This is a genomic window from Nitrosopumilaceae archaeon, assembly GCA_035631875.1.
Classification (GTDB): domain Archaea; phylum Thermoproteota; class Nitrososphaeria; order Nitrososphaerales; family Nitrosopumilaceae; genus TA-20.
In genome coordinates this window covers 46,238-58,870 of record DASQHX010000009.1, presented here as the reverse complement: position 1 = coordinate 58,870, position 12,633 = coordinate 46,238, and the positions used below count along the sequence as shown (strand labels likewise).

At 33.7% G+C, this 12,633-nt stretch carries 13 protein-coding genes and 1 tRNA gene; 10 read left to right on the top strand and 4 right to left on the bottom strand.

Annotated features, from left to right (window positions below; genetic code table 11):
- The 4 genes from VEU72_02370 (at window position 1) to VEU72_02355 (ending at window position 2,686) form a co-directional block, all read left to right on the top strand.
- Complete coding sequence (locus tag VEU72_02370; GenBank protein HYL65979.1) at window positions 1-585, top strand: cytidylate kinase family protein; 585 nt, start codon at window positions 1-3, stop codon at window positions 583-585.
- Window positions 557-1,555, top strand: coding sequence for an RNA-guided pseudouridylation complex pseudouridine synthase subunit Cbf5 (locus VEU72_02365; GenBank protein HYL65978.1), 999 nt, complete (start codon window positions 557-559; stop codon window positions 1,553-1,555). Before VEU72_02370 ends, VEU72_02365 begins: the two co-directional genes overlap by 29 nt.
- Before the next feature lie 26 nt (window positions 1,556-1,581).
- A complete protein-coding gene (locus VEU72_02360; protein HYL65977.1) occupies window positions 1,582-2,031 on the top strand; it encodes a hypothetical protein in 450 nt (149 codons plus the stop codon).
- 514 nt (window positions 2,032-2,545) lie between these two features.
- Window positions 2,546-2,686 carry a hypothetical protein gene (locus tag VEU72_02355; protein ID HYL65976.1) on the top strand — a complete coding sequence of 47 codons (141 nt, stop codon included), beginning with the start codon at window positions 2,546-2,548 and terminating at the stop codon, window positions 2,684-2,686.
- A 10-nt stretch (window positions 2,687-2,696) separates the two neighbouring features.
- Here the strand turns inward: VEU72_02355 and VEU72_02350 are convergent, their stop codons facing one another.
- A complete protein-coding gene (locus VEU72_02350; protein HYL65975.1) occupies window positions 2,697-2,978 on the bottom strand; it encodes a hypothetical protein in 282 nt (93 codons plus the stop codon).
- A 124-nt stretch (window positions 2,979-3,102) separates the two neighbouring features.
- Here VEU72_02350 and VEU72_02345 point away from each other — a divergent pair, with 124 nt between their 5' ends.
- From VEU72_02345 to VEU72_02335, 3 genes are all read left to right on the top strand, one after another.
- Entirely contained in the window at window positions 3,103-5,301 is a 2,199-nt protein-coding gene (locus VEU72_02345; protein HYL65974.1) for a CDC48 family AAA ATPase, read from the top strand.
- A gap of 347 nt (window positions 5,302-5,648) precedes the next feature.
- A tRNA-Ser gene (locus VEU72_02340) sits at window positions 5,649-5,746 on the top strand.
- A 561-nt stretch (window positions 5,747-6,307) separates the two neighbouring features.
- A complete protein-coding gene (locus VEU72_02335; protein HYL65973.1) occupies window positions 6,308-7,594 on the top strand; it encodes an FAD-dependent oxidoreductase in 1,287 nt (428 codons plus the stop codon).
- Here VEU72_02335 and VEU72_02330 read toward each other — a convergent pair.
- On the bottom strand, window positions 7,565-7,966 hold the full coding sequence (locus VEU72_02330) for a hypothetical protein (protein HYL65972.1): 402 nt from the start codon (window positions 7,964-7,966) through the stop codon (window positions 7,565-7,567). The genes VEU72_02335 and VEU72_02330 overlap by 30 nt on opposite strands.
- A gap of 125 nt (window positions 7,967-8,091) precedes the next feature.
- Between VEU72_02330 and VEU72_02325 the strand changes: the two genes are divergently transcribed.
- Window positions 8,092-8,352: a hypothetical protein gene (locus tag VEU72_02325; GenBank protein ID HYL65971.1), complete on the top strand. Its 261-nt coding sequence runs from the start codon at window positions 8,092-8,094 to the stop codon at window positions 8,350-8,352.
- A gap of 34 nt (window positions 8,353-8,386) precedes the next feature.
- A complete protein-coding gene (locus tag VEU72_02320; GenBank protein ID HYL65970.1) occupies window positions 8,387-8,935 on the top strand; it encodes an HD domain-containing protein in 549 nt (182 codons plus the stop codon).
- A 6-nt stretch (window positions 8,936-8,941) separates the two neighbouring features.
- Here VEU72_02320 and VEU72_02315 read toward each other — a convergent pair whose 3' ends face one another.
- Window positions 8,942-9,904, bottom strand: a complete 963-nt coding sequence (locus tag VEU72_02315) for a D-glycerate dehydrogenase (GenBank protein ID HYL65969.1) — start codon at window positions 9,902-9,904, stop codon at window positions 8,942-8,944.
- Between the two features lie 86 nt (window positions 9,905-9,990).
- Between VEU72_02315 and VEU72_02310 the strand changes: the two genes are divergently transcribed.
- Window positions 9,991-10,938 carry a radical SAM protein gene (locus tag VEU72_02310; protein ID HYL65968.1) on the top strand — a complete coding sequence of 316 codons (948 nt, stop codon included), beginning with the start codon at window positions 9,991-9,993 and terminating at the stop codon, window positions 10,936-10,938.
- Here the strand turns inward: VEU72_02310 and VEU72_02305 are convergent.
- Window positions 10,935-12,587 carry a PAS domain-containing sensor histidine kinase gene (locus tag VEU72_02305; protein HYL65967.1) on the bottom strand — a complete coding sequence of 551 codons (1,653 nt, stop codon included), beginning with the start codon at window positions 12,585-12,587 and terminating at the stop codon, window positions 10,935-10,937. The two genes, VEU72_02310 and VEU72_02305, sit on opposite strands and share 4 nt — an antisense overlap.
- Window positions 12,588-12,633 lie beyond the last annotated feature (46 nt).

Genomic DNA, 12,633 nt, shown 5'->3' with positions numbered 1-12,633 from the left:
TTGCTGAAGTCAGTAATAATTTCTGGTCCTCCAGCCATTGGAAAGACTACAGTATCAAAAGGACTTGCAAAAGAATTTGATTTAAAATATCTTAGTGGTGGTGATGTATTGAAGGAACTTGGAGAAGAACAGGGATTTAAGACAGGACGAGATGATTTTTGGGACACTAGCTTTGGTATGAAATTTTTAAACATGAGAAAGACAAATCCAGAGTTTGACAAAAAAGTAGATGAAAAGCTAAAGAAATTATTCTTGGAAGGAGGTAAAATCATTACTAGCTATACACTTCCTTGGCTTGTAGAAGATGGAATTAAGATCTGGCTTGCGGGCTCTCAGGAAAATAGTGCAAAAAGGATGACTGTACGCGATGGTATTTCTTTTGATGAAGCATTTGAGATTGTAAAAAAACGATATGAGGAAAACAAAATGATCTACAAAAAACTTTATGGGTTTGATTTTGGTGAGGATCTTACGGTCTTTGATATAATAATAAATACGGATAACCTGGGTGCAGACGAAGTACTTTCAGTGGCAAGCTCATTGGTAAAAGAAAGATATGGTGCTAAAACAACTACAAAATCTTAGAGTAATAGATCAAGACATAACAAACGATTCTTATGGTACATATTGTGAAAAAAGAACCGTACAGCAACTTCTTGATTATGGTTTTATTTTATTGGATAAACCAAACGGTCCAACAAGTCATGAGACAGTGGCATGGATCAAAAAAATTCTAAACATACCAAAGGCAGGACATAGTGGAACACTTGATCCGATGGTCTCTGGTATATTGCCAGTTGGTCTTGGTGAAGCCACAAAAGCATTGATTGTTCTGCTTTTAGGTCCAAAGGAGTATCATGCACTTGGTAGGTTACACACACTTCCTTCAAATGAAAAACTACAATCTGTTCTAAAGCAATTCACTGGAAAAATTTACCAAAAGCCGCCACAGCGCTCTTCTGTTTCAAGACAAACCAGAGTCAGAAGTATCCATGAAATCGATGTAATTGAACAAAAGGAAAGACTAATTCTTATGAGAATTTTATGTGAAGCTGGAACCTATATAAGAAAAATTTTCTATGATATTGGTGAAGTGCTTGGTCCAGGTGCCACAATGATTGAGCTAAGAAGAACTCGTGTGAGTCAATTCAATGAAGATTCTAATCTTGTAAAAATGCATGATCTTGTAGATGCATATGCCATATGGAAAGAAAAAGGTGATGATTCAAAACTACGTAGAATACTAATGCCAATAGAATATGTATTAAGTGAGCTAAAATCAGTAGTAATTCGTGATTCTGCAGTAGATGCATTATGTCATGGTGCTCAGCTTGCAATACCTGGCATATTGGAAATTTCACATGGTATTACAAAAGGTGATTTTGTTGGAATCTATACTCAAAAAGGAGAGGTTGTTGCTCTTGCAGAAGCAATCTTGTCCGAATCTGAAATTGTAGAAAACACAAAAGGATTTGCATTTCAGCTAAGGCGAATTATCATGGCGCCAAACACATATCCAAAGAACTGGCGAACAAAATCGGTTATTAACAATTAAAAAGGAAACAAATTCACTTTTTAGAGTTGATACCAAAAGGCGCCATCATTTGTATTATACTAGGAATAATTGGAAGTGGTCTTGTGGGAATTTTCTTTTTAGAAATTGCTAATCAATCTCTAATCCCTATTCATGTTCTAGGACCATCACTTTCTGTAATAACGGAAAAAACAAACTTTCACCTTGGTGAACCAATACATATCAAAATAGTAAACTCTGGCACGATTCCATTGACATTTTCAGATGCATCGTATGGTTTGAAGATAAAACAGCTTGATGGAATTGTACTTTATTCTCCAATATCTGCTCAGGTAATATCGGTTCTGAAACCAGAAGAAGAAAAAGCATTTGTATGGAACCAGACAAAATTAGATGGTAATAAAATAATTGAAGGGACATATAATATTGTTTCAAGCACAGATTCCTCCTCAGGTAATATGTTAAAAAAATCAATTACGATAAACATCTTCAAATGATTTTGTAATCAAAACAAGAATTAATCAAAACCATATAATGTGATTCCAACACTAATCAATAAAGTTGACAGAATTGATTTTATTGTCATTTGTGCATTTGCAGAAAATATTTCCACATAAAATGAAGGTAAACCATTTTTACACATGCAACTAATACATCATATTGATTTTTTTGTTCATATAACATGATATGTAATTTTGCTTATAATCAACTGTGCATCTTTGTTACTTAACAAAGTTAACTAACATGGTTAATCAATTGTTATATTTTAAACAAATAATCAGCAGATATGAAAAAAGCATTCGAATTTGGTGATATGAATATAAAATTCGATCATACAGTCAAAGTAGAAAACAAAAACAAATCTACAATAGAGAATATTACTAATGAAAAAATTAACTAGATCATCAGTAATGGAATTGTAATAGCTGTTCATACTTTTACATGATTTACAAAAAGAACAAATCATATCTAGACAACTTGGTGTTAATATTATAGGTGCTAAAGAACACAATGTTTGATAGAAAAAAAGATTTTAAATGTAAAGAATGTGGCATGCAATTTGGAGATCTTGTAAGATTAGAGAGACACTTCAAGGCAGCGCATCCATCAAAACATGATGGATTCAAACCAAAATGGTATTGGGAAAATTAATTTTTATTTTTTATACTTTATACAAATAAATTTTGGCGTACTCATTTTTGGTTCTAGGATCACTTTTCACACCAATATCAATAAAATATAATTCTATTTTTCTTGCAATATCAGAAGAAGAGGCAGCATGATAAATCCATGCGTCATTTTTTTCATTTACATGATAGTCTCTAAAAAGTCGATGCTTTGCATTTTCTGTAATCCCAACGCACCATTCTGAATATTTTCTGCCCCAGCCTGAAACATATTCTTTCATTTCTGATTTAATGATCTCCACTTCATTCTCAGACATGGCAATGAGTAATTTTTGCTGTATAAATCAATTTAAAGATCAAAAAATGATTTGATTGTACCATGCCACTTTGTAAATAATTGAAATAACAAAGGTATAAGGCTCAGGCTAGGTAACTGAATTCATAAGCCAAAATGAAATCTCACTTAAGATATTAGAAGCATATGCTCGTGATGTTGGAAGAAGTATTGCACGTATTGATTCTGATTCAATGAAAAAACTAGAGGCATCAGCAGGTGATATTTTAGAAATCAAGGGAAAAAGAAGATCAGTTGCAAAATGTCTTCCACTTTATCCATCTGACGAAGGAAATGGAATTGTTAGAGTGGATGGTCTTGTTAGAAACAATACGGGAGTAGCAATGGGGGATACCATTACAATGCGAAAGATAAAAACTGTCACTGCTGAATCTATAATAGTTGCACCGCTTGATTCTATACCTCCACTGGATGAAAAATATCTTACTGATTCACTAGAAAGCGTTCCTTTGGTAAAAGGAGACAATGTGATGGTTCCGTATTTTGGTGGTAGACTTACTTTTCAGGTAATTGGTGTCACACCAGCGGTAGATGCAGTGATTGTCACTCAAAAAACAGTATTTCACATTGCTGAAAAAGGAGATACTCTGCGTGGAGTTCCTCAAGTGTCATATGAAGACATTGGAGGACTGACTAGCGAAATTAAAAAAGTCCGTGAAATGATTGAGCTTCCAATGCGACATCCAGAAATATTTGAAAAACTTGGAGTTGAAGCGCCAAAAGGTGTGTTACTTTATGGAGTGCCAGGAACTGGAAAAACACTTTTAGCTAAAGCAGTTGCCAATGAAAGCAATGCCCACTTTATCAGCATATCTGGTCCTGAAATCATGAGCAAGTTTTATGGAGAAAGCGAAGCAAGACTACGAGAAATTTTTAAAGAAGCAAAAGAGAGAGCACCATCAATTATTTTTATAGATGAAATAGATTCTATTGCTCCAAAACGCGAAGAGGTAATAGGCGAAGTTGAGAGAAGAGTAGTTTCCCAGATGCTCTCACTCATGGATGGTTTGGAGGGAAGAGGAAAAGTAATTGTAATTGCTGCATCAAACAGACCAAATGCCCTAGATCCGGCGCTTAGGAGACCTGGTAGATTTGATAGAGAAATTGAAATTAGAATCCCAGACAAGAAGGGAAGATTAGACATACTTTTGATACACACAAGAAACATGCCATTAGCTGAAGATGTAAACTTGGAAAAAATTGCTGCAATAAGTCATGGATATGTAGGCGCTGATTTGGAATATCTTTGCAAAGAAGCTGCAATGAAATGTTTGAGAAGATTATTGCCAGAAATTAATTTGGCAGATGAAAAAATTCCAACTGAAACTTTGGAAAAATTAATTGTAAACGCAGAAGATTATCAGTATGCATATCGTGAAGTTACACCAGCCGGAATGCGTGAAGTTTACATTGAAAGACCGGATGTAAAATGGGACGAAGTTGGAGGATTGGAAAGTGTAAAGCGTGAATTACAGGAAGCAGTGGAATGGCCAATGAAATATCCTGAACTTTACTCAAAACTAGGTTACCGGATGACACGCGGTATATTGCTTTATGGACCAAGCGGAACTGGCAAAACGCTTTTAGCAAAAGCTGTAGCAACAGAAAGTGAAGCAAATTTCATTTCAGTAAAGGGCCCAGAGTTACTCTCAAAATGGGTTGGGGAATCAGAGCGTGGAATACGTGAGATATTCAAAAGGGCAAGGCAAGCTTCGCCGTGTGTAATATTCTTTGATGAGATTGACTCTATTGTTCCGGTACGAGGAATGGGAGAGAGTGCCGTTACAGAAAAAGTTGTTAGTCAGCTTCTAACTGAACTTGATGGCATTGAAAGCTTACATGGCGTTGTAGTCCTTGCAGCAACAAACAGGGCAGACATGATTGACAAGGCGATAATACGACCTGGAAGATTTGATAAGATGATTTTAGTACCAATGCCAGAAAAAGAGGGACGACTCAAAATATTAGAGATAAATTGTAAGGAAATTCCTATTGACAAAGAAAAAAGAATTGAAAACAGTCCAAACCCTGATTATGTGGATCTAGAAAAGATTGCTGAGAATGCCGATGGTCTGAGTGGTGCTGATGTTGCTTCCATTGCAAATACTGCGGCATCAATGGTCATACATGAATTTCTTGAAAAATATCCTGATCCAGTAGAAGCAGAAAAACAGGCAGAAACTGCCAAAGTTAAAATGAGACACTTTGAAGACGCACTTCGTAAAGTCAGAACACAAAAAGATCTAAAGACTGGTGAAAAGCTAACAGTCTCACATTTTAGATAATTTCAAAAAAATTATTTAATGATGTTAAATCTAATTGTCTTAGGTTAATTAAAAATAAATTTTTAAAAAATCATCTAGTTTGTTTTTAGTTTATTCTTTTTTAGTTTCTTTCTCATTTGATGGTTTTGCAGAATCTTTCTTAAACCATGATATCAAACATGCTAATTTTTTGTTCATCGCATCCAAGCCTAATGTGACTTAATAAACCGTCCTAAATCTCTGAATAAACAAAATATGATTTGGATTTACTGAAGAAAAATTATTTTGCTGTGGAATGTTTGTATGATTTAAGAAACCTTCTCTTACAGTAATATATAGTCAAAATTAGGAGTAAAATTGGCGAAAATGCCGGGGTCGCCTAGCCTGGTAGGGCGCGCGCCTGGAAATAATTTACCATAAAGCGCGTACTCGCAAGGGTCCGAGAGTTCAAATCTCTCTCCCGGCGCCTTGATTTCTTAAAAATAAAAGCTGATTTTTTGAATTGTGTTATTTTCTAGGATGAAAAAACTTGCATATGCAATGTTCTTTATGTACATTACAAGCAAAAATTCCTGCATTACCTATGTGTTGTATGAACTCATGTCCACATTCACACTTTAACTTGTATACTTGACCAATGGGAATTTTCATTGTATCATAACGAGCTTTTTAATAAATAAAACTGACGTAGCTTTTATCAGTAAATATAATCAATTAAGATTTGTTGATGAAAATAAAATCATTATGTTTTAGTGAAAAATTATACGCGTTCCTTTTTAGCAACTAAAACAAAATATGGATCAGGCAAGCAGGATGATCTCTTGTCTGGAATCTATATCCTGACACCATGTGAACCTGTTTGCCTAGAGTATTTCATTATTCTATTCAGATAATCAAAGTTGATCCAATCCAACTAAGTACTAAGAAGATACACAGCTTGAATTACGGTAATATCATACTCGAATTAGTCTTATCTAGATAATACCTCACACAATCAATTAAAAGAAACGCCATTATTTTGGTATCATTGGCAAAATGTAATGTAGCTATAATTGGAGGTGGATTGCTTGGAACCTGCATCTCATACTGGCTTTCTAGTCTATATGATATCGAAGTAGTAGTAATTGAGAAAGAACCAGAAGTTGCAATGCATACAAGTAGCAGAAACACAGGTGTGGTACACTCTCCTTTTTATCTAGATCCTGAAAAAAAAGGTAAGCTTGCCAAGGCGGCTTTTGTATCTCATGATCTATGGAAGAAATTTGCAGAAAAAAAAGGATTAGCATGGAAAACCATTGGAACGCTAGAAATTGCATTAGATGGTACACAACACAAAATTCTAGAAAAATATCTAAAGTGGGGCGTACAAAATGGAATTTCAGAAAAAGATCTTGAACTGCTTGACAGAAATGATGTTACAAAGAAAGAATCTAATGTATCTTGTCACTCTGCAGTATTTTGTAAAACAGATGTTGCTGTTGATTATGGTAAATTAACGCAAGAATTAAAAAATGAATCACAAATAAATGGAACAAAATTTTTGCTAAACCACAAAGTGAAATCAATTGCAAATAAAAAAGAAACAATCATAAATTTTGAAAATAAAACACAACTATCATGTGATTTTGTGATAAACTGTGCAGGAGGATACTCGCTTGATATTGCAAAAAAATTTGGTGTAGCTGTGCAATATTCTAATTTGCATTTTAGAGGAGAATACTGGATTGCACAAAAAGAATACACAGATCTTGTGAAAACAAATATTTATTCGGTTCCAAATTATCCTGACTTTCCATTTTTAGATCCACATTGGATTTTACGATCTGATGGAAGATGTGAGGTGGGACCAAATGCAGTACCTGTACCAAGTCCTGAAACATATTCTGGATATGTAGGGAATGTGGAAACATTTATCACAAAATTAATTGATGTGGTAACTGGAAATGCACGAAATCTGCTCCTAAATGCTGATTTTATGAATCTGGTTGCAAAAGAATGGTTAAGTTCTGTCTCAAAGGTAGTAATGATTGAGAGAGTACAAAAATTCATTCCCAAAGCAAAACCTGAATATTTTTTAGAGCGAGGGACAGCTGGAATTCGTACCCCTATCATAACACCGGAAGGAAAATTTTTACCAGATGTTATGGAACTTGAAAGTCCAAACTCATATCATATTTTAAACTATAACTCTCCTGGGGCAACTGGGGCGCCAGCTTATTCTGCATACGTTGTAAAATCATTACAAGAAAAAGGACTATTAGATTACACTACACATACAAAAGAATCAATTTGGGATTTCGAAAAAATCATGTAACTCTATAGGTTTACCAATTCCTAAAACAGTTCCTATCTTACTTGAAATTTCTAAAATTTTGTTGTTATCAACGTGACCTTCACAGGTGCAATAAAATATCAAATCATTGTGATACCAAACCAGTTGATGAACCTTTGTTCTACAAACATGAGTAAAAGCAACCTTGCCTAATGTTTTGTTGAATTTTTTCTCTATCTGTTTTGTATTGTACAGATCTAAAGATAATAATTCTTCTTTTCTTTGGGCCTTGACACTATGCTTTCCTTGTTTCATTTTGTTTAGAAGTAATTCTCCATTTTCCCCAATGATTTCTACATATCGCATTGAATCGTCTATTGCTAAAATTTCATAGGATATCTTTGTAAAATCCACTACTAAGAAATTCTAAAAATACATCTTTATTTTTTGTGTGTAACTAAAATTACAAACACTAGGAGGTTTTGGATCATCTGAAAATTGGAACTAAACTTAATATTTTGTGACACTCAAACAAGATAATGCTTCCAGAACACTGTTCCATTAGAGAAAAGGGTGTAGATTGCCCAATGCCTCCTGAATTTATCATATCTATCAAGGTAAAAGATGATGAATACATGGTTGGAGTAACATGTGATGGGCACAAAAAATCATTTATGGATAAATTAGAACTATTGAAAAAAGAGGGTAAGGTTCCAAACGGTATTATCTCTTTTACTGGATTAAAGGCAGTTGGCACAGACTGTATCAGAATAGATCCAAATGACCTGATTCAACTTTAGGCACATAAGTCCAATTACCTTTACCAGAAAACAATTGTCAAAATTAGAATCTGCAGAACTATTTGCCAAAGAGAGACATTCTGGCATGACAATTGATGGTAAGATTCCATACTGGAAGCACTTGGAAGGAGTTGTAAACAGACTCAAAAATATAGGAATTACTGATGAGGATCTATTATGTGCATCTTGGTTACATGATTGTATAGAGAATACTGCTACAACTTTTGATGATATTGAACAGAGGTTTGGCAGCAAAGTAGCAGTCTTGGTTTTGGCATTATCAAAAGACAAGTATTTGTCTAAGAGAGAACAAGAACAACAATACGTTAAACAACTAAAAGATGCATCTTGGGAGGCAAAGCTCATCAAGCTTTGTGACATATCTGCAAATCTTAAAGATCTAAAAAATATACCATGGTCAAAAACAAAAAAATCAAAGGAGGTAAAAAAGAAATTGTATTATTTGAATTTAATAAAATCGGAATTGATCAAAAACAAATCCCAAGTTCCTGGTATTCAAGGTATAATAGATGGAATCAATGAAGTGTTGATTTCATTTAATCAAAGGCCTATAGTTTTATGAGGAGTTTTAGGCCCTGACTTGATAAATTGGCTTCTTTCCAGATAATGAAAGTACAAGATTTTTGACACAAATTTCAGACATTTTACTTCGTGTTTCTACAGTAGAGCTACCGCTGTGAGGCATAATTACTACATTTTCCATTTTGGAAAGGGGATGATTGGAACCAATAGGTTCTTTTGAAAATACATCAAGACCAGCTCCAGCAATTATCTTTTTTTGTAATGCAAAAACCAAATCTTTTTCATTAATTATTTTTCCACATGCTGTATTAACCAAAAATGCGGTCTTTTTCATTTTTTTAAGTAATTTTAAATTTACAATTTCATTTGTTTCTCTATTATGAGGTGCATGAATACTAACAACATCGCTTATTCTAAACAATTTATCCAATTTACAATATTGTACTCCTAATTTTCTCTCCTCTTTTCTAGAGAGCCTAGTTCTGTTGTGGTACAAAACATTCATCTCAAAACCTCTAGCCCTTTTTGCTACCGCCTTTCCAATTCTTCCCATCCCAAAAATTCCCAGAGTTTTCTTATAAAGATCAGTTCCCAAAAATTCGTTTGGTCCAAAGATTACCTTCCACTTATCATTGCGAATTAATCTATCACCTTCTACAATCTTTCTAAAAACAGCAAGCAATAATGCCATGGTGAGATCAGCCGTAGCCCGAGTCAACACCTCAGGAGTATAGCTTATAACGATTCCTTTTTTTTTAGCATATTTCACATCAACATGATCATACCCTACACTATAGGTGCTAATTGCGGCAAGTCGTGACGCAACATCAATAACTTTTCTATCTATTCTATCATATGGATAGCAAACAAGTCCGTCCTTATCTTTTATCTTTGATAACAACAAATCTTTTGGCATTGGAATTTTTCCAGTATGAATTTCAACATCATATAGTTTTTGTAATTCCTTTACAGCAAAATCATGTAATGGTCTAGTGAGTAAAATTTTCACAACTATTTTCCTCACAAAAAGACTGATTTTAACCTTTGATCCATTAAAAGATAATCGTTTTAACACACGGTACCGTAAATGATATCATGGAGATAATGGGAAGAGGTTTTCGTCAGATAATGCAGGAATCTCCAGGATACTTTCACATCGGCTTAAAATATTTTGGCTACAAATTCTTTAATAAAAAAAGCCCAATTTATGGTTCTGCAGATATAATCAACATATGTAATCTACACTGTACACATTGCTATTGGTGGTTAAACAGAAAAGAAAATGAAGAGCTAACAGTTGATCAATGGAAAAAAATTATAGATGAAAAATTCAAGAAAAAACACATTTTCATTGTTACTCTAGTAGGAGGTGAACCTACAATGAGGATGGATGTCATTAAATTATTTGTTAAAGAATTTCCAAAGCGGGCATGTGTTGTATCAAACGGTACATTTCCACTAGAAAAAATCAAGAATCTGTACTTTTATTGGATATCAATAGATGGTACACAACAAGTCCATAATAGTATCCGTGGAAAAGATGCATATGAAAAGACAAAGAAGAATATCATGGATTACATAGAAAAAAATGGAGAAAAGGCATGGAAAGACATTTGGATCTCTATGACAATTAACTCACAAAACTACAAGACAGTAAAAGACGTTGTAGAAGAGTGGCAACCCATTGTAAATAAAATAGGATTCCAGTTCCATACTCCATTTACAAAAGGTGATCCATTATGGCTTCCATTTGGACCAGAAAGGACTAAAGTAGTAGATGATATCATTGCAATAAGAGCAAAATATCCTGATTTTGTCATAAATCCAGTAAAACAATTAGAATTGATGAAACGAAACTGGGGTGGAAAAGGAACCACGCCAGTTGACTGTCCAACATGGGCTATTTTATCCGTAGACCATATGGGAAGAGAAAAGATGCCATGCTGTATTGGAAGTGCAGAAAAAAATTCCATAAAACCAATTTGTGAAGAATGCGGTCTTGGATGCTATTCTGTACTGGTTGCAAACGGAATGAAAGGCTAGCTTTTAGTCAATGGCAATAAAATATGGATTTCTGTACCTTTACCTCTTCCTTCTGATTCTGCCCAAATTTTTCCACCATGTCCCTCGATGATTCCCTTGCATACTGACAAACCTATTCCTGTGCCACCATGTTCTCTTATTGTTGTAGTGTCAGCTTGATAGAATTTTACAAATATTTTATCTAAACTACTTTTTACTATTCCTATACCGTTGTCTTTTACAATTATCTTTACACTGTTGTCTTGTGAATGTAATTTGATATGTATATTCCCAATTTCTTTTGAACAGAAATCTAATGAGTTTGTAATTAGATTTGATAAGACCTGCTCTATTCTTATCTTATCACATTGACAAGAAATTCCTTTATGCAACTCAGTCGTAATTGAAATTCCATTTCGTTCAACTATTGGTTTCATTTTATTTACAGCATCATTAATTATTCCTGCAATATCGTAGGATTCTTTTTTCAATGTTAATTGTCCTAGCTCTATTTTTTGTGCGTCCAAAATATCAGAAATTAATTTCAAAAGTGATTTTGAACTTGATTTCATTATTTCCAATCTATTTTTTTGTGCTTCATTTAGTGGTCCTAAAACTCCTGATAATAAAATATCCACATAGGAATTGATTGGAACTAGAGGAGTTTTTAGTTCATGTGTGATCATGGTCAAAAATTCGTCTTTTACCTTAGTGAGCTTTTTAAGATTTTTGAGCTGCTCTCTTATTTGCGCTTCTCTTTGTTCAATCTTTTCTTTTGCAAGATAAATCTGGGTGAGGTCAGTTAACGATACGGTTCTTCCTATGGTTTTACCATTTTCGTCATAAAGACTTGTTCCGCTAAGCAATGTTGGAAAGATAATGCCATTTTTTCTTTTTAACCAGATTTCCATTTGCGAAATCATATCAGTTTTTCTCCATTGTGACATGTCTTGCTTCATATCTTTAATACTTTTTTCTGCAGTATGATCAAATATTGACATGCCAAGAATCTCTTTTTTTGAGTATCCAAGATTTTTTGCATATGCATCATTACAATCAGTAATAATCCCATCTACATTTATTGAGCGTAGCAGTGCAGGTGTTTTTTCATACAGGTTTCTATATTTTTGTTCTGTTGATAGTAAAAGACTATTTGTTTTCTTAAGTTCTGTAAATTGTTTTCTTATTCTATTTTCATTTTCTTGTATCTTTTTTCTTGCATTGTGAAGCATTGTGATGTCTCTTATTGCAGTATTGCTTCCGATTAGGCGTTTTTTAGAATCATAAATGTTGGTTGCACTTAATAATCCCAAAAAAACAGTTTTGTCTTTTCTCTTAAACCAAATTTCTCTGTTGTGAACTAGACCGGTTCTCTTCCAAGTGTTAAAGGTTTTTTTCATTTCATCATGACTTTTCTTTGCAATATGATTGAAAATAGATTTACCTATGATTTGTTTTTTTGAATAACCAAAACGCTCTGCGTAAAGATCGTTACAAGCAATTATGATCCCTTGTCTATTGATAGTTCGTTGTAATATTGGTGAGCCTTCGTACAAGAGTTTATAGTCCAATTTTGGCTCAATACTTTTGATTTTATTACGTTTTTTCCTGTTTGAAACCATTCGCATTTTCTTAGGTTTTTCTTTAACTGATTGTACTTTTAACTTCATTGTATTATGATTGTAATCTAAGTTTCTAGGGATAATCTTTGCGGTG